Annotated in this window: 30 protein-coding genes; 25 read left to right on the top strand and 5 right to left on the bottom strand. The window is 38.0% G+C overall.

What is annotated here, in order from left to right; translation table 11 throughout:
• Positions 1 to 2 precede the first annotated feature (2 nt).
• From MHH37_RS15670 to MHH37_RS15580, 19 genes are all read left to right on the top strand, one after another.
• A complete protein-coding gene (locus tag MHH37_RS15670; protein WP_342573709.1) occupies positions 3 to 1,004 on the top strand; it encodes a DUF3383 family protein in 1,002 nt (333 codons plus the stop codon).
• Between the two features lie 12 nt (positions 1,005 to 1,016).
• Positions 1,017 to 1,454: a DUF3277 domain-containing protein gene (locus MHH37_RS15665; protein ID WP_342573708.1), complete on the top strand. Its 438-nt coding sequence runs from the start codon at positions 1,017 to 1,019 to the stop codon at positions 1,452 to 1,454.
• Positions 1,455 to 1,555: 101 nt separating this feature from the next.
• Entirely contained in the window at positions 1,556 to 1,825 is a 270-nt protein-coding gene (locus MHH37_RS15660) for a hypothetical protein (protein WP_342573707.1), read from the top strand.
• A gap of 177 nt (positions 1,826 to 2,002) precedes the next feature.
• The gene (locus MHH37_RS15655) at positions 2,003 to 4,036 is read left to right on the top strand and encodes a hypothetical protein (RefSeq protein WP_342573706.1); all 2,034 of its coding nucleotides are present in this window, start codon (positions 2,003 to 2,005) and stop codon (positions 4,034 to 4,036) included.
• Position 4,037: 1 nt separating this feature from the next.
• On the top strand, positions 4,038 to 4,637 hold the full coding sequence (locus MHH37_RS15650) for a LysM domain-containing protein (protein ID WP_342573705.1): 600 nt from the start codon (positions 4,038 to 4,040) through the stop codon (positions 4,635 to 4,637).
• 4 nt (positions 4,638 to 4,641) lie between these two features.
• Entirely contained in the window at positions 4,642 to 4,959 is a 318-nt protein-coding gene (locus MHH37_RS15645) for a hypothetical protein (protein ID WP_342573704.1), read from the top strand.
• A complete protein-coding gene (locus MHH37_RS15640; RefSeq protein ID WP_342573703.1) occupies positions 4,956 to 5,759 on the top strand; it encodes a hypothetical protein in 804 nt (267 codons plus the stop codon). Before MHH37_RS15645 ends, MHH37_RS15640 begins: the two co-directional genes overlap by 4 nt.
• The gene (locus MHH37_RS15635; protein WP_342573702.1) at positions 5,756 to 6,226 is read left to right on the top strand and encodes a Gp138 family membrane-puncturing spike protein; all 471 of its coding nucleotides are present in this window, start codon (positions 5,756 to 5,758) and stop codon (positions 6,224 to 6,226) included. The genes MHH37_RS15640 and MHH37_RS15635 overlap by 4 nt, the downstream gene beginning before the upstream one ends.
• Positions 6,223 to 6,576, top strand: a complete 354-nt coding sequence (locus MHH37_RS15630; RefSeq protein ID WP_342573701.1) for a DUF2634 domain-containing protein — start codon at positions 6,223 to 6,225, stop codon at positions 6,574 to 6,576. Before MHH37_RS15635 ends, MHH37_RS15630 begins: the two co-directional genes overlap by 4 nt.
• Positions 6,569 to 7,750 (top strand): baseplate J/gp47 family protein, encoded by a 1,182-nt coding sequence (locus tag MHH37_RS15625; protein WP_342573700.1) that lies wholly within the window; start codon positions 6,569 to 6,571, stop codon positions 7,748 to 7,750. Before MHH37_RS15630 ends, MHH37_RS15625 begins: the two co-directional genes overlap by 8 nt.
• Positions 7,743 to 8,384: a hypothetical protein gene (locus MHH37_RS15620; RefSeq protein ID WP_342573699.1), complete on the top strand. Its 642-nt coding sequence runs from the start codon at positions 7,743 to 7,745 to the stop codon at positions 8,382 to 8,384. The genes MHH37_RS15625 and MHH37_RS15620 overlap by 8 nt, the downstream gene beginning before the upstream one ends.
• Before the next feature lie 13 nt (positions 8,385 to 8,397).
• A complete protein-coding gene (locus tag MHH37_RS15615; protein ID WP_342573698.1) occupies positions 8,398 to 9,717 on the top strand; it encodes a pyocin knob domain-containing protein in 1,320 nt (439 codons plus the stop codon).
• Positions 9,718 to 9,738: 21 nt separating this feature from the next.
• Positions 9,739 to 10,023, top strand: a complete 285-nt coding sequence (locus MHH37_RS15610) for a hypothetical protein (protein ID WP_342573697.1) — start codon at positions 9,739 to 9,741, stop codon at positions 10,021 to 10,023.
• Positions 10,023 to 10,181 (top strand): hypothetical protein, encoded by a 159-nt coding sequence (locus tag MHH37_RS15605; protein ID WP_342573696.1) that lies wholly within the window; start codon positions 10,023 to 10,025, stop codon positions 10,179 to 10,181. The genes MHH37_RS15610 and MHH37_RS15605 overlap by 1 nt, the downstream gene beginning before the upstream one ends.
• A 72-nt stretch (positions 10,182 to 10,253) precedes the next feature.
• Positions 10,254 to 10,670 (top strand): hypothetical protein, encoded by a 417-nt coding sequence (locus MHH37_RS15600; protein ID WP_342573695.1) that lies wholly within the window; start codon positions 10,254 to 10,256, stop codon positions 10,668 to 10,670.
• A gap of 103 nt (positions 10,671 to 10,773) precedes the next feature.
• Positions 10,774 to 10,968 carry a hypothetical protein gene (locus MHH37_RS15595; RefSeq protein ID WP_342573694.1) on the top strand — a complete coding sequence of 65 codons (195 nt, stop codon included), beginning with the start codon at positions 10,774 to 10,776 and terminating at the stop codon, positions 10,966 to 10,968.
• A 150-nt stretch (positions 10,969 to 11,118) separates the two neighbouring features.
• The gene (locus MHH37_RS15590; RefSeq protein WP_342573693.1) at positions 11,119 to 11,625 is read left to right on the top strand and encodes a hypothetical protein; all 507 of its coding nucleotides are present in this window, start codon (positions 11,119 to 11,121) and stop codon (positions 11,623 to 11,625) included.
• Position 11,626: 1 nt separating this feature from the next.
• On the top strand, positions 11,627 to 11,887 hold the full coding sequence (locus tag MHH37_RS15585; RefSeq protein ID WP_342573692.1) for a phage holin: 261 nt from the start codon (positions 11,627 to 11,629) through the stop codon (positions 11,885 to 11,887).
• Positions 11,884 to 12,663, top strand: coding sequence for an N-acetylmuramoyl-L-alanine amidase (locus tag MHH37_RS15580; protein ID WP_342573691.1), 780 nt, complete (start codon positions 11,884 to 11,886; stop codon positions 12,661 to 12,663). The genes MHH37_RS15585 and MHH37_RS15580 overlap by 4 nt, the downstream gene beginning before the upstream one ends.
• A gap of 79 nt (positions 12,664 to 12,742) precedes the next feature.
• On the opposite strand, the gene MHH37_RS15575 is transcribed toward MHH37_RS15580, so the two are convergent.
• A complete protein-coding gene (locus MHH37_RS15575) occupies positions 12,743 to 13,150 on the bottom strand; it encodes a hypothetical protein (RefSeq protein WP_342573690.1) in 408 nt (135 codons plus the stop codon).
• 88 nt (positions 13,151 to 13,238) lie between these two features.
• On the opposite strand from MHH37_RS15575, the gene MHH37_RS15570 reads away from it, so the two are divergent.
• Positions 13,239 to 13,652: a DUF4279 domain-containing protein gene (locus tag MHH37_RS15570; RefSeq protein WP_342573689.1), complete on the top strand. Its 414-nt coding sequence runs from the start codon at positions 13,239 to 13,241 to the stop codon at positions 13,650 to 13,652.
• A gap of 177 nt (positions 13,653 to 13,829) precedes the next feature.
• Here MHH37_RS15570 and MHH37_RS15565 read toward each other — a convergent pair whose 3' ends face one another.
• Both MHH37_RS15565 and MHH37_RS15560 read right to left on the bottom strand, forming a co-directional pair.
• Positions 13,830 to 14,069 carry a DNA-binding protein gene (locus tag MHH37_RS15565; protein ID WP_342573688.1) on the bottom strand — a complete coding sequence of 80 codons (240 nt, stop codon included), beginning with the start codon at positions 14,067 to 14,069 and terminating at the stop codon, positions 13,830 to 13,832.
• Positions 14,070 to 14,324: 255 nt separating this feature from the next.
• Positions 14,325 to 14,474, bottom strand: a complete 150-nt coding sequence (locus MHH37_RS15560) for a hypothetical protein (protein WP_342573687.1) — start codon at positions 14,472 to 14,474, stop codon at positions 14,325 to 14,327.
• A gap of 154 nt (positions 14,475 to 14,628) precedes the next feature.
• Between MHH37_RS15560 and MHH37_RS15555 the strand changes: the two genes are divergently transcribed.
• Positions 14,629 to 14,853, top strand: coding sequence for a transcriptional regulator (locus tag MHH37_RS15555; protein WP_342573686.1), 225 nt, complete (start codon positions 14,629 to 14,631; stop codon positions 14,851 to 14,853).
• Entirely contained in the window at positions 14,846 to 15,217 is a 372-nt protein-coding gene (locus tag MHH37_RS15550; RefSeq protein ID WP_342573685.1) for a hypothetical protein, read from the top strand. Before MHH37_RS15555 ends, MHH37_RS15550 begins: the two co-directional genes overlap by 8 nt.
• 37 nt (positions 15,218 to 15,254) lie before the next feature.
• On the opposite strand, the gene MHH37_RS15545 is transcribed toward MHH37_RS15550, so the two are convergent.
• Positions 15,255 to 15,947, bottom strand: coding sequence for a hypothetical protein (locus MHH37_RS15545; RefSeq protein ID WP_342573684.1), 693 nt, complete (start codon positions 15,945 to 15,947; stop codon positions 15,255 to 15,257).
• A gap of 443 nt (positions 15,948 to 16,390) precedes the next feature.
• Between MHH37_RS15545 and MHH37_RS15540 the strand changes: the two genes are divergently transcribed.
• Positions 16,391 to 16,534, top strand: coding sequence for a hypothetical protein (locus MHH37_RS15540; RefSeq protein ID WP_014823035.1), 144 nt, complete (start codon positions 16,391 to 16,393; stop codon positions 16,532 to 16,534).
• 46 nt (positions 16,535 to 16,580) lie between these two features.
• Here the strand turns inward: MHH37_RS15540 and MHH37_RS15535 are convergent, their stop codons facing one another.
• A complete protein-coding gene (locus MHH37_RS15535; protein WP_008408666.1) occupies positions 16,581 to 16,895 on the bottom strand; it encodes a thioredoxin family protein in 315 nt (104 codons plus the stop codon).
• 108 nt (positions 16,896 to 17,003) lie between these two features.
• On the opposite strand from MHH37_RS15535, the gene MHH37_RS15530 reads away from it, so the two are divergent.
• Entirely contained in the window at positions 17,004 to 17,855 is an 852-nt protein-coding gene (locus MHH37_RS15530) for a DUF72 domain-containing protein (protein ID WP_342573683.1), read from the top strand.
• A gap of 25 nt (positions 17,856 to 17,880) precedes the next feature.
• Complete coding sequence (locus MHH37_RS15525; RefSeq protein WP_342573682.1) at positions 17,881 to 19,245, top strand: bifunctional UDP-sugar hydrolase/5'-nucleotidase; 1,365 nt, start codon at positions 17,881 to 17,883, stop codon at positions 19,243 to 19,245.
• Position 19,246 lies beyond the last annotated feature (1 nt).

Raw genomic sequence — 19,246 nt, 5'->3', positions numbered from 1 at the left:
TAATGCCATTAAAGGACGTAACGGTCATTATTAATATTAAAAAACCTGCAGCACTTGAAGGTTTAGGTACACCGTTAATTTTGGCGCAAAAAGCTGGTGCTTCCACTTTCAAAACCTACGGCGATCTTGAAGGAGTAGCAATTGATTTCCCTGATTCTACCGATGCTTATAAAGCGGCACAGGTTGCATTTAAGCAAGGTGATACGAGTACTGCCAAAATAGCAATTGCCACTTATGATGGCGAGGAAGTAAGTGCTGCACAAGCATTAGCAAAGTATTACGATGAGGATTGGTATTTTGTATCACTAGCGACAGGTACTGCAGCGGATTTCATCACCATTTCCGACATCGTAGAAGGCGAAGGTTTTAAAGTAGCTGCACATACCGTGGATAGCATTGAAGATTTAACTACATTATCCGCTAAAAAATATGACCGTACATTTACTATGATGCATGACAAGCTTGAACAATACCCTCACTTAGCCTTAATCGGCGGCCATGGTTCGAAGCCAGTTGGTTCCATCACTTATAAATTCAAACGTTTAATCGGTGTAGATCCAGCACCGTATGATGCGACGACTTTATTAGCAATCCATGCATTAAATGGTTTCGCTTATGTATCAAAAGGCGGCCAGTATCAAACGTCAGAGGGCAAAATGCTTTCAGGCGAATACATCGACGTTATTCACGGCAAGGACTGGGTGAAAGTAAACATGGAAAATGCAATCGCTCAATTATTTGCGAATAACGACAAAATTTCATTTGATGATGTCGGCATCCCTCGTATTGAGGGTGAGGCGCGTACCATTTTAGAAATTGCAGGTCAGCAAGGCATCATTGCATTAGATGATGCTGGACAGCCTTTATACACGTTGACAGCATTGAATCGCGCTCAATCGAATGCAGCAGATCGCGTAGAACGACATTACAAAGGATTATCATTTAGCCTTGAACTTGCCGGAGCAATCCATGAAGCAACAGTTTACGGCGAGATGGTAGTTTAAGGAGGATTAGCGATGGAACTTCTATTAAAATTGGATATCCAGTTCTTTGCTGGACATATTGGAACATATGACGCTCGCAAAGTCGTAACGACGGTTGGGGGCGTTTTTATTACGGGTTATGCAGATGGTACGATGGTAAAGGCCTCTAAAGATAATGATAACTTCGAAGCCAGCTCATCCGCTCAAGGCGATGCGGTTGTGTCAATTAATGGAGATGGCATGGGGACGATTGAAATCACATTAAACCAGACATCACCTTCGATTGCGGTATTAGATGGATTAGCAAATTTAAGATCAATGGTACCAGTATGGGTCAACTCAAATAACGAGGTTAAAGAAGTTGTAGGAGGTACAAAAGCAATGGTTACTAAAACGTCCGACAAAGAGTTTGGTAAAGCTGCAACAAATCGCGTGTTTACGTTAAAAGTATTTGATTACACAGTGAAATAAAACGAAAGGAGAGTGGGCTTCTGCTCGCTCTTTTTAATTTACTTATGAAAAAAAATCATATAACAGCGCACTTGAAGCGCAAAGAATGGGAGCGGAAAGCAATGGCAAAAAAAGGTGAACAAAAAGAAATTACGGTTGAAGGTATTGATTACGTAATCCAATATCCAGGTTTACGCGAAGCGATTCGTATGCGTGATAATTCTAAAAACGAACACGGTGTACAAGTTGGAGAAAAGTTGTATAGTGCTTTAATGGAACATGTCGTCTTTTTAAAAGAAGGTGGCAAAGTAACATACGAACATTTTGAAGAAAATGGAGGATTCACAGAAGTAATGAAGGAAGCCGTGAATTTTACATTTCAGGAAGGCTAAGCCGTTACATTTATATCGTCAAAAAGTCGATGAAAATTGGTCTTTTTGGCGACCAATTACAGAAGGCTTTTTAACTTACAGTGAAGCATCTTGTATGACATTAGATGAAATTATGGAAGCAAACGCCGCAGTCGATAGTTACATTGACCGAAAAAATGAGCAGAGAGGAGTAACATCATGATTCGTGATTTAGGTGTTGGGATTGGAATCGACATTGACACGGGACCTCTCGCGAAACTTGATCAGCTTGTGGATGAGGTCGCCAAACGATTGAGTAAACTTGATTTTTCGGCGATGGATGAAACTGGTATTGATCATGTAAGCAAAGAATTCGATGATCTCGAAAAAAATGTAAAAGATACCGAAAAGGCTGTTAACCGGTTGGATGATAACGATTTGAGTAAATTGGAATCGGAGGCTGACAGCGCCACGAGTTCATTCGACCGGCTAAAAAGTGGCATTATGAAGGTCGGCGCAGTCGTAGCAGCAGGTTTTGCGCTAGACAAAATCAAAGATTTCGGATTATCGGCGATTGAAGCGGCGGCGAGTGGTCAAGCGAGAGATGCTCAATTCAGCTCGGTGTTCGGTGATATGGAAGCAGGTGCTGCTGAAAGCCTTGGCAAAATATCGCAAACAACAGGTATGTACGAAAACCGATTAAAAGGGACATTCACTCAAATTGCGGCCTTCGCTAAAACCACAGGTGCCGATACAGCGGATGCACTAGCATTAAGTGAACGTGCAACATTAGCGGCGGCGGATTCAGCGGCGTTTTATGATAAAAGCATTGAAGAATCAGCAGAAAGCTTACAGTCGTTCTTAAAGGGTAACTACGAAAATGATGCCGCATTGGGTATTAGTGCTACGGAATTTACTCGTAATGCGAAAGCTACTGAGTTGTTCGGTAAAAAGTTCAACGATTTAACTGAATATCAGAAACAAGATACGCTATTAAAAATGGTCGAGGATGGTAACAAACTTTCTGGGGCGTTAGGACAAGCAGCTAAAGAATCCGATACTTGGGAAAACCAAGTGGGTAACTTGCGTTCAGCTTGGGAAGGTTTTTTGGAAAAGGTTGGGACACCGATACTTGAGCAAGTGGTAGGAGTTGTAACTGTACTTGCGGATACTCTTTCGAATGTTGACCCCGGTCCATTCATGAGTTTCCTTTCCGGTGCATTCGACAAGCTGACGGTAGTAAAAGATGTTGTAATGGCTGTATACGACAGTGTCATGGCATTGGTCTACGATACGGGAGAAGTGGCGGACATCTGGGAGGCATTAGGTATACCACCCGAAATAGCGGAAGGTATCGCAAATTTTGGCGGTGCGGTTCGCGATGCTTTTTTTGATGCAAAAGATATCGTGATGCAATTCGTAAATGACGTAATCATACCATTAATGCCAGTTGCGCAAGAATACGTAGGCGTTGCATTCGGTTATATTAGTGATATTTTGGACGGGGCATCCAATGTTTTTGGTGCGGTCAAATCGGCAGTGAAAGGGTTGGTCGAGAATGTCATCGTGCCTTTAATGCCGGTTGCACAAGGTGTAATCGAGGCAGCGTTTAAAATCATTTCTCCTATTTTAGAGCTTGGGGGTTCATTATTTAAAACAATAGCTTCTATTGTTAGTTTTTTAGTTCAAGATATTATTGTCCCTTTGCTTCCTTTGGCGGCCGCTGCAATTACAGGTGCTTGGACAATTATGAAACCCGTACTTGATGCTATCGTAACAGCATTCGATAAGGTGGCTGATTCGGTCCAATGGGTAATCGAAAAGATTGGTAGCGCAGCAGAATCGCTCAAAAATTTTAATGTTGGCGATAAAATTGGTGGAGTTGTATCAAAAGTCACTGGAATTATCCCAGGTTTTGAAGTCGGTCTTGGTCGAGTACCCTATGATGATATGCCCGCGTTATTGCATAAAGATGAGGCTGTCTTACCTAAAAATGAAGCGGATATTTTACGTAACGCAGGCATTTTAAAAGGCGAGGGCACTAGTCCTAGCTTAGATTTTGGTGTAGCAGCTAATTACAATACAGCTCCAGTGTCTAGTTCAACAACCACTACCTCCAAAATTCAGGCACCTGTCCAAATCATTGTTCAAGGTGGAAATACAAACGATGAAACCGTATTTAATATTCGAGAAGCAATGGAAGACTTTTTCGCAGATTTAACAGCAACCATGCCACAAGTGAGGGAGGGGTAACATGGCAGAGGAATTAGTTGGTACATCCAAGTTGCACGGGCTGTTAATCCACGTCGAGGATGAAGATACAGAAATTGATGTGGATGCCCCAACCCACAAGGTGGAAAAGGGGATTGATTTATCGGATCACGTAGAACGGAAACCGATTGTTGTAAAAATATCGGGTTTACTTGTTCGTCCTACAGCCGACCGAGTGGAGACACTTGTGCAAAAGCTTCAGAAAATTGAGTTTGATGGTAAAGCAATTACGTATGAAGGTCGGCGTATTTATAAAAATATGCTTGTTAGCGGGTTGTCGATTAAAGCCAATTCTGGAATCATGAATGGCTATCGTTTCAGCCTTACGCTGACCGAAGTGCGAATCGCTCAATCTTCTTATGTAAAGCCCAAAGTCAAAGCAGTAACGGCATCCAAAGCAAAAGCCGGCCGTAAGCAAACCGAGAATAAGAAAGGTATTAAAGCCACTACCCATACAGTAAAAAAGGGAGATACCTATTCTTCCTTAGCAAAAAAATACGGTGTGACCGTGGCTTCATTACAGAAACTAAACGGGTATGACCCTCGAAAAATTCCAGTCGGCGCAAAATTGAAAGTGGGGTGAGCTTGTGATCAGCAAAGAATATATAAATATTGAAAAAGAGCTCATTCCCTATTCGTTTGAAATCGAGTTAGGAGTTGAGCTTTTTCAAATTGGTGTGGAATATAACGCTGTTGGAGATTTCTTTACATTAGATTTATCAAAAGACGATGTAATCTTAGTAAGAAATGAAAAAATTGTGTACGGTGAACCGTTATTTAGTGAAATATATGATGCGCGTTTCCCAGCCCCTCTAATTGTACCGACCGATGAAGCGGGAAACGAAACCCGTGTAGGTTGGGATAATTTAAATGAGACAGTATTTTTGGTGGTGATGAATGAATGAGTACTAAATTATTTATGCGTGTTGTAGAAATTGTGACAGGTTCGGTGAAAATGAATAACAGAGATTTAGATATTGAGTTTGAAGTGCCGTTTGATGATGACCTTACGCCAAATATCAGTACTGTTGCTGTTTATAACCTATCACAGGACACCATTAATCAGTTAAAACGTGGACAGAAATTTACGATCAATGCGGGTTACAAAGCGGATAAAGGTCTTGCCTTGGAAGGAGAAATCAGTTCCCATTCAACTAAACGAGTGGGGACTGACAAACTGACAACCATTAAAGTACTGGATTCAGTACCCTACAATGCCAACAAAACCTTACAACGTGCTTACAAAAAAACGATTAAAGCGGATGCTTTGATTAAAGATTTTGCAAAAGCTTTAGGCTTAAAGATAGCCGTACTTAGACTTCCAACAAATAAAGTTTATAAAAAAGGCTACTCCATTGACGGTGAAATCTTAAAAGAAATCCAAAGAATCGCAAAAGATTGTGGAGCTTCTTGTTATATTAGCAGAGGTCAGACATACGTTCGCCCTATTAAAGAGGGAGACAATCACAATTTTGTTCTGTCTGCAGATACCGGATTAATTGGGTCGCCTGAATACTTTGAGGATGAACGGGATGGGAAAGTGATAAAAGGCTATAAAGTGACCTCTTTATTGCAATATCGTATGAATACAGCATCCATTATTAAAATTCAATCGGCCGAAGTAAAAGCGACAGTTCGGGTCCGTAAAGGAAAGCATGTTTGCAAAGGAAATACCTACTATACAGAAGTGGAGGCGATTTTATGAGCAATGCATCTACTTTTTTTGGTGGCCTTATGGGAGGGGCATTAGTTGGCATTAATACAGCAATGCCTTGCAAAGTACTAAGCTTTGACGCATCTACCTGTACAGCCACAATACAGCCTCTTTTTAAAGCAAAAGAAATTGATAAGGAACCCAAAACATTGCCACCTATTGAGGATGTTCCTGTTTTATTTCAGCGATACAAGATCCACGGTAACAGCAGAATTGCTGTTACCACGGATAAAGGCGCTCATGCTCAATATACAGGTACAGGAGAGCACATACACAATGAATTGACCTTTGCTGAATCGGTTGAAATGATTCCTGATTTGAAAGCTGATGATATTGTGCAAGTCATATTCAATCAGCGTGCAATCGATGATGCACAAACAGGTGCACTAGTTTATCCTGGTACTGCTCGCATGTTCAGTATTCATGATGCAGTAATCGTGGGGGTGTTCAGACAATGAAAACGCTCGGGTTAATTAATGGCGATTTACGATTTGAAAACGGCGACTTTGTATTAGTAGAAGGTCCTGAAGAGGTTGCACAGTGTATTGAAATATCCTTCGGTATCAATTTGGGTGAATGGTTTTTGAATGAAGCAGCTGGAGCCGAGCATATGCGCTTTCTTGAAAAGACCACCGATGATGAAGCACGAGCAGAAGCCTTGCGAGTATTGTCTCAAGAAGAGCGTGTTGAAACTATCGAGAGCTTATCGGTCATTACAAATAAAAAAGTGCGCCAACGTACCATTACTTACGTTGTCACCTTAATAGATGGCGTTGTTTTAGAAAGAGAGGTGGTTTTAAATGCTTGATCGTGATGGGTTTAAACGAAAAACCTACGATGAACTATTAACCGATATGTCAGCTAAAGCAAAAGAAGGATTCGGTGCAGATGCAAATGTTAGCGAGCGTGCTTTCTTAGGAATTTTATTGCGGATTATGGCATGGTTTTTATCCCTGGCATGGATGGCGATTGAACAAGTTTATCATGGTTCCTATCGTAAATCGGCTGAGGGTGTACAGCTTGATAAATTACTTCCGTATGCCGGTATTACACGAAATTTAGAAGAATATGCTTTTGGACGAGTCACTTTGACGGGTACACCATTGTACACCGTGGAAAGTGGCTTTTTAGTTGGGAAACAAAACAGCGACATTACTTATGAAACCATTGGCAGTGTCACGCTTGATAGTAATGGTGTGGGTACTGTGGATATTGTGTGTACAGAAATTGGTTCTATCGGCAATACACCTGCTGGCACTATTACCGAAATCGTTAATCCAAATGCGAATGTTGATAGTGTAGTTAATCTTGAAAATGTAGATGGTGGCCGAGAAAAAGAAACAGATGCCGAGGCACGCGCTCGAGCAAACATTACAGTCGAAGGAATTGGAAACGGTACGGCTGCAGCAATTCGGCGTGCAATTTTAAACGTCGCAAGTGTTCGAGCTGCACAAGTCATAGAGAATTATGACGATGTAACGGATCAATTTGGCACACCTTCTCGTGGCATACAGGCATTTGTTTTAGGCGGACAGGATGAAGATATCGCGAATGCAATCTTAGCGTCAAAAGCAGGTGGGATAAATCCATATGGCACCACAACGGTAACAGTTAGTGATGATAGCGGAAACCCTCAAATAATGCGCTTTACCCGTGCTTCAGCAGTTAATTTGCGTGCTCGAGTAACAATTAGTACCAATACAACGTTTGAATCGGATGGAATTGAGCAAGTCAAAAATGCGCTCGTTCATTACATTGGTGGAGCAGATTCAAATGAACAGTTATTCTCCGGTTTAAATATGGGTGAAAAAGTAGTTATGGCCAAAGGTATGTTTGCTATTCTCCAGGTACCAGGTGTTACGGATGTTGAACTTGAACTAAGCACTGACGGCATTTATTTTGCTGAAGAAAATATAAATGTAGCCATTCATCAGGTCGCTCAAATTGACGCACACGATATCGAGGTGACGATTGATGTTTAGTACAAAGGAAATCATCAGTCGCTTCGTGGACCATTTTAAAAAGGACAATACTAGCAATATTGCCAAGCTCATGTATATTTTCAGTGATCAATTATTGCAGCTGCAGGAAACAACCGAACGTGTGGGGGATTGGCGAGATATTGATAATGCACAAGGTAAAGCCCTTGATGATATTGGCTCAAATGTGAATCAGCCACGTGGTAAAGCAACAGATGAAGTGTATCGCATTTTATTAAGGTCTAAAATAGCGCGTAATTTGTCAGATGGCAGCATTAACACGATCATCAATGTTATTGCCGTTGCATTATCGGTACCCACTTCACAAATCCGAATTGTGGAGAAATGGCATGATGAACTTGAACCTGAGCCTGCTGCTTTAAAACTAATTGAAATGCCGTTACAACGAATCAACGAAGCTGGTTTGGATCCTGTTAACTTTGTTCGAATTATACAAAAGACAGTCGCTGCAGGGGTGAAGGTTCAAGCAATTGAATTATCCGGAACGTTCGAGTTTGGTGATTTAAGCAATGGAATTGATATTAACCGTGGTTTCGGTGATGTAGAAAACGAAATGACAGGTGGTTATTTAGGGGCAGTTTATACGCCTGCTCAGGATAATGAATTACCTATTTAAAGGAGTGATATAAATGTCAGAACAATTACCGGTTTGGCTTAACGCCGGAGTAGAGCCCCCAGAAAGTTTAAAGACCAGTGGCTGGGAACCGGGCATGAAACCGTCAGCACAACACATGAACTGGCTTTTAAACAGAACGTACAATGTGTTAAAAGCACTGCAAGAAAATGGTGACATTACACAAATCGAGCAAGAATTAAGCGATTTAGAAACCGAATTTACTAAACATGCGGGCGATAAAACAGCTCATATTACATCGCAAGAACGTACCAAATGGAATACGGCCGAGCAAACAGTGACTCAAAATAAGGATTCATGGTCTTGGAATGGAAACAAGGTATTAGATACACGAACACATAAGGCGACGGTTTCGTATTACCGTAGCTTCCCATGGATGACTAGAACTCATTATGAATTTAAGAACCCCAGCGATGTTGATTTAGGTGCAGAGTACTTTATAAACGCTGATAATTATGCGTCAGTTGAGACTTTTGTACCTTGGTCAGATACCTCCGGAGGTGGAATCGTACAAATAGCTCATATCTCTAACGGACTAACCGTGAAGCGAAACTCTTATATGGTAAACGGTACAGAAACTTGGAGTGGTTGGAGACCGTTGAATGCTACAAATCAGCGATTAAACAATATGGATTTCAATAGATACATTGCTCCGGGGGTATATGCGGTTGGAGCAACCCCGCTTAACGCTCCAGGTTCCGGAGATTGGGGTTTATTAATCGTAGAAGTTTCAGGAGATGTTGTCATTCAAACGTCAAAAGGTATGAATAATAACATTTGGACTCGTTTCAAGACCAATGCACAAACATGGTCAGCTTGGGAACAAGTATTAACTACGATTCACTATAACCAACTTTTTCAATCTGTCAGTAATGGGAAAACAGCAGTTGCGAGCGCCATTTCTGACAAAGGGGTTTATACAAGCCCTGTTGAAACGTTCGCAAATATGGCAAATAATATTAGGCTAATACAAACAGGAGCAGTTAGTGGTAGTGGTTCTTATAGCCCTACTACTTGGGGGCAACGTATATGGTACGCTAATATTAGTGGGTTGCCATTTAGACCTCGTGAAATAATGATTCTTGCAGGTTCTACGCATGGAGGTGCAAGTCCAAAAGACATGAGATTCTTTTGGAGTGAACGGTTAGGAACTCAAAGTTTTATCTATAAACCAGATGATGGGGCAAGTACTGCATATTACATTGGTTCAGCTGCGGTAACTCCTAACGCAAGTGGATTCAGTGTAAGGTTTGATATTGTTACCTCATTAACTACTGGTAACCTTATTCAATTTACTTATGTGGTAGTTCCTTAATTAGAAACGGAGGTAATTTTAATGCAAGTTGGTAATCGTATTTATCATAATCAAAAAGGTGAAATACTTTTCATGAGTGGAGAGATGGACAACGGAGTTGCACGTCCTAAAGATGAAGAAGTATCATGGATTGACATTCCTTATGGTTTTGATTTCACAAAGCAAATAATTCTATCAATTGACGTTGAGACAAAGCAACCTGTTATTGAGCTCACTAATTACGAAACACCAGAAGAAAAACGTATTCGTGAATTAGAAGATGCATTATTATTACAAGCAGAAAACGAAGTTGGAGGGATTTTATAATGATAAATTCAGTAGTCGTGCGTATCGCAGCAGAAAGAATTATGAATGGTGGACTTAATCCAAAGACGGAGAAAGTGTATATCTTAGATGACATTACAAATGCTGATTATCGAGAGGCTGTTGAAGATTATATCTTGGAGAATACAGAAGGGGTTTAAATAAAGTATAAGATAAATTAAATATCTTCTTCTTTTGTCGAAATATATAAGGAAACAAAAGGAGGAGTTTATATGACATATTATCACCCGGGTATTTATCAATTTGAGTTACCATTTTTAACAGCGAGTTTTGTACCAGATGAAAATGATTTAGTAATGATTAAATATTGTGATGTAGAAATCCATGTTGGAAGAAATAAAAGTCCATTGATAACAGTATTAATTTCAACAAAAAAAGAAGGAATGAGTCCAACAAATTTTATTGAAAATGTTGTTGATGTAATTTTAAAGGGATATTTACCTCAAATTGTGATAGATGGTATTAATAAGGCAGATATTAGGTGGATTCAACGTGAATACTATCCCGAAGAAAGATTCCATGAAGTTCAAATGAAATGGAATAAAAATCAAAATCGCTTTTGTTATCCAAACTGGGTTCAACTAGAAGATGATTGGATTATGAAGGAACATAAACTTGTTAAGTATTAGTTCCAAAATGTTGAGTAACTCTAATTAATTGCTTATAGCAAAAATTTATTAAAGGAAAACTCTCCCCCTTTTAGTAAGATTGTATTAGGAAAGGGGGAGAGTAATGAATATAAAGAACGTTGAATTATTAGAGAGCTTCTTCTCTAATTTAAATGACGCACAGGCCTTAGTTACCTTAACAATGACATTTATTTTATTCCTTGAAAAAGAAGGTTACTCAAACGAAAAAATCGAACAACTTTTAATAGAAGCTAAGTCGATTACTTTAAATCAAATTGACAAAAATAATATTGAATAAATTGCAGCACTCTCACCCGAGGGTGCTTTTTATATTGCTTTATCAGACGAATCGATAAGGACACCAGTGCATAAAACATAATCTCGAAGCGTCTCACAGCACACAATTTATCACGTAGTTTATAATCAGCACACGAATTGGGGGGAGAGGATGGTTGTTGAAACAATTGGAGGTGATCCGTCCATGTATGAAACTGTGAAAAAGCACGGTGAGCTTATTGAATCTCATGAACAACTCATCGGCACACATAAAGAATTGATTGAAGCGCAGGGAAAAAGCATCGATGAGCTTAAAATGAGCTATGCAAAGTTGGAGGAAAACGATAAGAAGCAGACAGAAAAACTGGATATGCTATCAGGACAGATGAGCAATCTTGTAATTCAAAATACAGAATTAAAAGCAACAATCTTGCAAAGTAGCCAGTCGCAACAAGAATTTGTTCGTGATACGCTGACAAATCAATGGGAGCTACTCAAGGCACGTGACGAAAGTAAAGAAGCGGACCGAAAGCGCACTCACGAAATCACTTTAGCGGAGCAGGCTCTCAAGAAATCCAATGCCGAGAAAAAGTGGGAATTACTCGGCAAACTCGTGGTATCTGGAGGAATTTTGTATTTATTAATCGAAGCCGCAATAAAGCTGGTAGGAGGACAATAATATGAAAATCAACTGGAAAGTACGTATGCAACATAAACAATTTTGGGTATCACTAATAGCATTACTTATTGTACTCGCTAATCAAATAGCGGGTATTTTTAATGTGGATATTACAATCTACAGTGAACAGATTACAGGCATTTCAGAGACAATTCTCATGATTTTAGCGCTTATGGGTATTGTTGTAGACCCTACGACAAGTGGCGCTTCTGACAGTATGAGAGCCTTGCGATACGAAAAACCAAAGGATGATGAATTATGATTACTATTTCTGGTGGACATTATGGAAAAGGTACTGGAGCGCTCGGTTTAATTGATGAAGGCGAAGAAAATATTCGAGTAGCTAAAGAAGTAACAGCTATATTACGTGCATCGAGTATTACGACTAACTACATTGAGGATAATGTCAGTAAATCGGCAAAACAAAATATACCGTGGTTAATAGCAATGCACAATAAAACAGATCGTGAGATTGATGTCAGTATTCATTTTAATTCTTCACCTGGTACACATAGTAAGGGAATCGGTACTGAAACACTTGTATATAGCGATAAAAATAAAGCAGTCGCTCAAAAGATTACAGATGCAATTGCAAATGCTTCAGGTTTGAAAAATCGTGGAGTTAAAATTCGTACTGACTTAGGTTTGCTCAAAGGCACAAATAAACCTTGCTACCTAATCGAGGTATGCTTTGTAAATGATAGCGTGGACGTAGCTTTGTATCGCAGAGACTTTGATAAAATATGCCGAGCAATTGCAAATGAGTTAGCGAAAGCGGTTGGGAAATCATTAAAGCCTTCGGTTAATACTTCAACTGTAGAGGGCAAGGAGGCGCGTACATTGGATATTAACAGCCCATCATTAAACGATATTATAAATGGGATTCTGAACAGTAAAGGACAACGTGAAATCATTTTGAATTATGCCATTGATGAGGGCGCACATAAGTCTTGGCTTGATAAGTTAAATGATCGTACTATTACAAATGATGAAATTCTAGCGTTAGCTGCTATGTCGATTGTTAATTTGAATAAATAAAGTTAAAGCCCGTTACTACTGTATCAATCCAGTGGTAGCGGGCTTTTTATTTCAAAATTGTGAGACTTATAATCTATTTTTAATTATAGGTTTCGTATGCTTTTATACCTCTGTTACTTGAGTTAAGTATATATACATATCTTGTACTGCCTTTAGAGTAGTATAAGTTATAAAGAGATATTGGAGCTTTTTCACCCAAATATGCCCTTTTGAATTCATGTACATCCTTATAACCATGTGACCTTACATACGAAGTAGCAGTAGAATTGCTCATAATAGTAAATCCGCCGACCGCACCACCGAAATTTTCTTCATGAGGATCTGTAGATATTAGAGGAACAACCAAATCTTCTTCCGTCTTAACTAGTTCAATATTGTTAGGAATATTTTCATCTAAAGAACTAAGTCTATCAGCATTTGCTGAAGGTGTTACTATTACTAAAAATAAAAGTGAAGCTATAAAACTAAAAAGCATTTTTTTTGACATAAAAATTCCCCCTTTTCCTAAATTTTACAATATGGTATAATTAATTTCAATATATTTTTTATATTCAGAAAAAATAGGAGGGGAAATAATGCAAAATCCAAATACTAATATAAGAACTTATTTCTCTATATTTGGGGATGAATTTCCACTAGATGAATTCACAAATAAAATAGGAATAACTCCGACAGTTGTAAGAACAAAAGGGGAAATTTACAAAATTGGAAAGACACAACACAAAAGTTATACCACTACATGGACATACGAAATCGACTATTGCTTAACAAGTGACCCAACTTCACAAATAAATAAATTAGTTGATATTTTTTCAAACAAAGTAAACATTATTAATTACTATTTGAAAGAATTTAATTTAGATTCTAAAATAGCAATTATTCTTGTTTTTCCCGAAAGTTCCGGTCTCTTATTGAATCAAAAACTCATCAAATTTGCGAATGAAATTAATTCTGAATATGAGTTTGATTTTTATTGTGATGAAATATAATATAAAAGATATTTGAATTATTATTACTATTAAACAATCAGGCACAATTATTTAATAAGCACCCTTTTTCTTATTAAGTTCCTAAATGAGAAACCTCAAGAATGAGATAGAACGATTATAATAATTCAAATAAATAAATTAAAGCCCGTTACTTTTATAGTAGCGGGCTTTATACTTTTATTCGTCATAAGGTCTATATTTCTTTCGTAGCGATTCCAGCTCGTCTTTCTTTTCTAATATCATGCTTTTTAGAAACATTTTCGGTTGTTGTTTCACGGCAATTAATTTACCATCTTTTACGAGTTGACCAAGTCTCGCTTTTGAAATATCAAGTATTTCTATAGCCTCTGCTGCAGAGAGTAATTCTTTCTCCAGGAATTGAAGTAATTCTTCAGTTGATGTAAATTGATAGTTCATATGCTCACCTTTCTTTTACAAACATAAATAGTACGATTCTTGCAATGTGAATTAAAATGATGAGGCTATAAAGGGCTATTAATCCATAGTCAAATGCTGACGGGTTTTCAAAATCAACATATGCCAGAAGGATAACTGTACTCGCAATAAATAAAGCAATATTTGTATAACCAATTCTTTTGAGCATTTTTTTCATACTTTTAAGTGGATGTGATATAGTATAGGTGAAGGAGGCGCTAACCTCCTTCGGTAGTGTTATTTGCGACGTTTCTTCTTTGCGGGAGTGCGTCGCTTTTTCTTTTTGCCTTGTGTCATGTCGTAAATGTCTTTCAAGCCTGATGTGAAAGCTTTGAATGTTGTAGCGACAAGTGCGACTGTTGCAAGGACTTTTTCGAAATCATCCACCCTTGTTCACCTCCTTTCTATAAATTAATTATACTATACCTATTCAAAAAAGTAAATAGATATATTCATATATTTTCCATAAATACGAAAAATTTTATGTTTAAATATAGGAACGTTTGTTCTATAATGATTTAAAAGGGTTGAGGTGCTTGCAATGAAAGAACAAATAAAAAAAGCTATGCAATATAACCAAATTATAGAGATTATGTATATAGCCAAAGATAATGCAATCACTAAACGTCGTATCAAATTAATCAAAATTGCTGGCGATACAATTCAAGCTTACTGTTTTACACGACATGCTAAACGAACATTTAAAATGGAAAATATTTTAGCAGTATATCCAGTAATGAGTAAGGCAAGTGGATTAAATGCATAAAGAATTAATGGCACTCAGCAATGATATTCACCGGTATATCGTTCTGGAATTATTCTTAAAAACACTTGAGCGCGACAGAGATCACGTATCTAAATTAAAAATGAAAGACGTATTCGATGCGTGGTACGAATCTAAAATTAATGAAACCTTTCAGGAATTTAAAAAGTTAAGGGACTCTTTATATAAGAAAGGATGTAAAATCGAAAAGCAGAAATCGGATGAAATGATGACTTATTATTTTATATTGTTTAGGGGATACGACGAAACGAGAAGTTACAGCAATATTGCTCTAAGGAACTGGGTGAGTGAAGAGATGAAGCGTGTTTTAGGGATGAAGTATCTAACGCCTGCAGACAGAAAATAAGCCTTCCATTTAATTTTGTGGAAGGCTTTGTTTTTTATTAGAAAGAAATTGTGATCTTTTGACTATCCGCTAACTTTGTTGGATTATCATTGTCCCAAACATCACCAGTCAAGATATTAATCGAATTGATATCATTTAGATCGCCTGAGAAATAAGGTAAAATTGTTAACCCTTCTACAATTACTTCTCCCATATAAGTACCGGAATCTGTGGTTTGAGCCATATCATACATACCCTCGATTTGAGTTTTTGTATCCGTAGTAAGTGTTTTTATCGCATGGAACATAATATTATCATCAGTTGTATTTTCAACAGAGTAAATAACTTGAATCGTACTTAGTCCGTCAGATATATCCTTACCGTGCACTTCTTGAATATAGGTTACGGTATCTACTGTTGGCTTTGAATGGTGCAATAATTTGATGGAATCAATCGTTAAGTTGATTGGTCCAAGTGTATATACTTCATTGACATCATTTATTTTAGTTAATGTAACTTTATTATCGCCATCCATTGTCCATTCGCCAGCTTTGGTTAACGGCCCATTTGTGACCTCACCCGGAACATCTTCTTTTACATCCTCTTTAGTTTCTTCTTTCGTTACTTCTGTTGTTTGATTTTCTTGAGTTGTCGATGCATTGTTTTCTACTTCTTTCTCAGTTTCAGAATCTCCGCATGCTGCAAGCCCAAGAGATAATACCAACGCTGCACTAAATAATAGTTTTTTCATTATGGTAAATCCTCCTTAAGGTTATGGTTAAATTTTACTATAATACCAACGTTATTGCATTAACATTTTGTTAGGAAGCTTTTTAAGTGCGAGTTACATAAAATACCCACAAATTGCCCACAAAAGAATTACACCCAGATTACCCACATTTTATAAAATTGTTTCTAAGATAGTATTTATCGCATTAAAGATATCTCGTTTCTTCCTATTTATATAACCAACAATCAAGTTCGAGATGGAAGGTTCAATCGGATAATAATCTATGAGGCACTTGTCTCCAACCTAAGTTGGAGTCAGGTGCTTTTTTTGTATATAATTGTGTTGAATTCGTGAAGAAATACAAAGGTTTACTAGAAAGATTTCAGAAAGCGTGGAGTATTCATTTACAATAATTGTATTAGATGGAATAATGGATTTAGAGAATGATATAAAGGAGCGACAAAATGGAAAACTTATTTTGGCCAATAGCTTTAGGGGTTCCTGGTACTGTAGTGGTAGTTGCGGTAGTACTCACTTTTTGGGCTTTAGGGGAAAAGAAGAACGGTAAGGTTATGAAAAATGAAGAGCATGAAGGTATTATTAAATAATATTAAAATAGCTTCAAACGACTATTAATGCGTTTGAAGCTTTTTTCTATTTTAAATTAGAAATAAAACTTTCAATTTCCTGTTGAGTTTTACGGTCTTTGCTGACGAAACGTCCAAGCTCGATGCCGTTTTCATAAGCTAAAAAGCTAGGGATGCCGATAATTCCTAAATCAATACATAAATCTAAAAACTTATCGCGGTCTACTTTAACAAATGTATACTCCGGGAATTTTTCTACAACTTCCGGCATAAACGGATCAATAAAACGGCAGTCCCCGCACCAGTCCGCTGTAAATTCGAAAATTACGGCTGTACTGCTTTTAAATTGCTCAAATTCCTCAGTTGATTGTAAAATATGCATAAACTTGTCCTCCTTTTTTCTATTATTATGATAGGAAATGTAGTGTTTTGCAATGAATGAACATCGAAACGGGTAAGGTATTATACAATGCTAGAGAGGTGAAGAACGATGATTTCAATCGGCTTAACTGGTTGGGGAGATCACCCGGAAGTATACAGTGAAGTTACTGCTGCAAAAGATAAATTGTTTGATTATAGCGGGCATTTCCCTGTCGTAGAATTAGATACATCCTTTTACGCAATACCATCACCGGCAAATGTGGAAAAATGGTGCAAGGATACCCCGGATACTTTTCAATTTGTCGTGAAGGCTTATCAGGGCATGACAGGTCATTTACGCGATGAACTGCCATTTGAGACGAAAAATGATATGTTCAACGCATTCCGGAATTGTGCAGATACATTTAAAAAGCACGGTAAGCTTGCAATGGTTCTTGTTCAATTTCCTCCTTGGTTTGACTGCCAAGGTAAAAATGTTCAATATATCCGATATATAAAGCAACAATTACAAGGGTATCCTATTGCTATTGAGTTTCGAAATCAAACTTGGTACAGCCCTCAAATGAAAGAGAAGACAGTGCAATTTTTAAGAGACCATCAATTGATTCATACAGTCTGTGATGAACCGCAAGCAGGAAGCGGCTCGGTCCCTTTTGTACCAATCGCAACTAGTGAGAAAGTGCTCGTACGTATCCATGGGCGCAATGTACATGGCTGGCGAAATATAGGCCATGGGGAGAACTGGCGAAAAGTACGTTTTTTATATGATTATAATGAAGAAGAACTGCAGAAACTTGCAGAGGAAATAAAATTTCTGGCTCGCCAATCAAAACATGTCTTCGTATTATTTAATAATAATTCCGGAGGGCATGCCGCAAAAAACGCAAAACGAATGCAGCAAATTCTTGATCTTGAATTTGATGGTTTAGCGCCAAAGCAATTAGGTCTTTTTGAAGAATAACGAAGAGTGAGGTGGCAATGCAAAAGTGCGAGAAATAATTCATATATTCCATACGAATGATTTGCATAGTCATTTTACGTACTGGAAGCGCAGTCAGTCGTTTATTCAAATACAACGTCAAATACTGGCCGAAAAAGGCGAAACGAGCTTTCTGGTCGATTTAGGGGATCATTTGGATCGTTCGAATTTATATACAGAGGCAACACTAGGTAAAGGTAATATCAAAATGTTAAACGATGCTGATTATGATGTTGTGACAATTGGAAACAATGAAGGCATAACGCTTTCCTATAATTTGCTCTATCAATTATATGATGACGCACAGTTCGAAGTAGTTGTCGCAAATCTATATTCCCAGTCAGAAGAAAATCCAAGTTGGATGAAGCCATACACAATATTGACTACCCAGTACGGCACGAAAATAGCCGTAATAGCTGCGACAGCCCCGTTTGATCTTTTCTATAAGGAACTTGGGTGGAACGTAACAAACCCGCGTACAGAGCTTGTAAAGCTGGCCTTTGAATTAAAAAAACAGGCGGATATAATCGTTTGTTTATCACATTTAGGGATAACTGAAGATGAATTGCTGGCACAGGAATGTCCGATTATCGATGTGATTTTCGGTTCGCACACACATCATGTGTTTGAAAAAGGTCAAGTGGAAAATAATGTCCTTTTAACAGGAGGCGGGAAATTTGGCCAGTATACCGGTCTGTTAACGGTGGAATTTGACCACGCGTCCCGGAAGGTAGTAGAAAAATCAGATCGCCTATTTGAAAACGCTCTTTTACCAACAGTCGAAGAAGAAGAACAGTGGTTGTCCAATCTTCAAAAAGAAGCAAAGGCAATTTTGAAAAAACCTATTTTTACATTAACGAAACCATACAATAAAGAATGGTTCCATCGTTCCCAATTATCGGATTTATTTGCAGAGTGTATGTATGATTATACAGAAGCGGATTGTGTCATGTTCAATGCTGGAATTTTTGTCGAACCACTACGTAAAGGGTTAATTTCTACATATGATATTCATAAAATTTTTCCCCATCCGATAAATATATGTGTTGTGCAAATAACAGGTAATGAATTAAAAGAAATTTTTACTCAATCCGAAAACGAAGATTGGCCACGTCTTGAATTAAAAGGTCTTGGCTTTAGAGGCGTTATTTTCGGGAAAATATTGAATTATGGTATTGAGATGACGAAGCAGCGCGAATTATATATTAACGGGAAACTTATGGAACCGGATCGGATCTACCGTTTAGCAACACTGGATCTCTTTACATTCGGGTATTTTTTCCCTAGCTTTAAATATGCCAAGAAACAATATCTTCTACCGGAATTTATCCGGGATGTTTTTAAAAATTATTGTATGAAAAAGTTTCAGTAAT

It is taken from the genome of Solibacillus sp. FSL K6-1781 (genome assembly GCF_038630735.1).
Lineage (GTDB): Bacteria > Bacillota > Bacilli > Bacillales_A > Planococcaceae > Solibacillus > Solibacillus silvestris.
This window is presented reverse-complemented; position numbering and strand designations above follow the sequence as displayed.

What these genes read in the sequence shown, in the direction of transcription:
- MHH37_RS15615 (WP_342573698.1), top strand. Translation starts at nt 8,398, where the DNA reads ATGTCAGAACAATTACCGGTTTGGCTTAACGCCGGAGTAGAGCCCCCA.
- MHH37_RS15530 (WP_342573683.1), top strand. Translation starts at nt 17,004, where the DNA reads ATGATTTCAATCGGCTTAACTGGTTGGGGAGATCACCCGGAAGTATAC.
- MHH37_RS15585 (WP_342573692.1), top strand. Translation starts at nt 11,627, where the DNA reads ATGAAAATCAACTGGAAAGTACGTATGCAACATAAACAATTTTGGGTA.
- MHH37_RS15640 (WP_342573703.1), top strand. Translation starts at nt 4,956, where the DNA reads ATGAGTACTAAATTATTTATGCGTGTTGTAGAAATTGTGACAGGTTCG.
- MHH37_RS15590 (WP_342573693.1), top strand. Translation starts at nt 11,119, where the DNA reads ATGGTTGTTGAAACAATTGGAGGTGATCCGTCCATGTATGAAACTGTG.
- MHH37_RS15565 (WP_342573688.1), bottom strand. Translation starts at nt 14,069, where the DNA reads ATGAACTATCAATTTACATCAACTGAAGAATTACTTCAATTCCTGGAG.
- MHH37_RS15665 (WP_342573708.1), top strand. Translation starts at nt 1,017, where the DNA reads ATGGAACTTCTATTAAAATTGGATATCCAGTTCTTTGCTGGACATATT.
- MHH37_RS15620 (WP_342573699.1), top strand. Translation starts at nt 7,743, where the DNA reads ATGTTTAGTACAAAGGAAATCATCAGTCGCTTCGTGGACCATTTTAAA.
- MHH37_RS15660 (WP_342573707.1), top strand. Translation starts at nt 1,556, where the DNA reads ATGGCAAAAAAAGGTGAACAAAAAGAAATTACGGTTGAAGGTATTGAT.
- MHH37_RS15555 (WP_342573686.1), top strand. Translation starts at nt 14,629, where the DNA reads ATGAAAGAACAAATAAAAAAAGCTATGCAATATAACCAAATTATAGAG.
- MHH37_RS15625 (WP_342573700.1), top strand. Translation starts at nt 6,569, where the DNA reads ATGCTTGATCGTGATGGGTTTAAACGAAAAACCTACGATGAACTATTA.
- MHH37_RS15600 (WP_342573695.1), top strand. Translation starts at nt 10,254, where the DNA reads ATGACATATTATCACCCGGGTATTTATCAATTTGAGTTACCATTTTTA.
- MHH37_RS15610 (WP_342573697.1), top strand. Translation starts at nt 9,739, where the DNA reads ATGCAAGTTGGTAATCGTATTTATCATAATCAAAAAGGTGAAATACTT.
- MHH37_RS15540 (WP_014823035.1), top strand. Translation starts at nt 16,391, where the DNA reads ATGGAAAACTTATTTTGGCCAATAGCTTTAGGGGTTCCTGGTACTGTA.
- MHH37_RS15635 (WP_342573702.1), top strand. Translation starts at nt 5,756, where the DNA reads ATGAGCAATGCATCTACTTTTTTTGGTGGCCTTATGGGAGGGGCATTA.
- MHH37_RS15595 (WP_342573694.1), top strand. Translation starts at nt 10,774, where the DNA reads ATGAATATAAAGAACGTTGAATTATTAGAGAGCTTCTTCTCTAATTTA.
- MHH37_RS15580 (WP_342573691.1), top strand. Translation starts at nt 11,884, where the DNA reads ATGATTACTATTTCTGGTGGACATTATGGAAAAGGTACTGGAGCGCTC.
- MHH37_RS15655 (WP_342573706.1), top strand. Translation starts at nt 2,003, where the DNA reads ATGATTCGTGATTTAGGTGTTGGGATTGGAATCGACATTGACACGGGA.
- MHH37_RS15545 (WP_342573684.1), bottom strand. Translation starts at nt 15,947, where the DNA reads ATGAAAAAACTATTATTTAGTGCAGCGTTGGTATTATCTCTTGGGCTT.
- MHH37_RS15605 (WP_342573696.1), top strand. Translation starts at nt 10,023, where the DNA reads ATGATAAATTCAGTAGTCGTGCGTATCGCAGCAGAAAGAATTATGAAT.
- MHH37_RS15650 (WP_342573705.1), top strand. Translation starts at nt 4,038, where the DNA reads ATGGCAGAGGAATTAGTTGGTACATCCAAGTTGCACGGGCTGTTAATC.
- MHH37_RS15535 (WP_008408666.1), bottom strand. Translation starts at nt 16,895, where the DNA reads ATGCATATTTTACAATCAACTGAGGAATTTGAGCAATTTAAAAGCAGT.
- MHH37_RS15570 (WP_342573689.1), top strand. Translation starts at nt 13,239, where the DNA reads ATGCAAAATCCAAATACTAATATAAGAACTTATTTCTCTATATTTGGG.
- MHH37_RS15550 (WP_342573685.1), top strand. Translation starts at nt 14,846, where the DNA reads ATGCATAAAGAATTAATGGCACTCAGCAATGATATTCACCGGTATATC.
- MHH37_RS15670 (WP_342573709.1), top strand. Translation starts at nt 3, where the DNA reads ATGCCATTAAAGGACGTAACGGTCATTATTAATATTAAAAAACCTGCA.
- MHH37_RS15575 (WP_342573690.1), bottom strand. Translation starts at nt 13,150, where the DNA reads ATGTCAAAAAAAATGCTTTTTAGTTTTATAGCTTCACTTTTATTTTTA.
- MHH37_RS15630 (WP_342573701.1), top strand. Translation starts at nt 6,223, where the DNA reads ATGAAAACGCTCGGGTTAATTAATGGCGATTTACGATTTGAAAACGGC.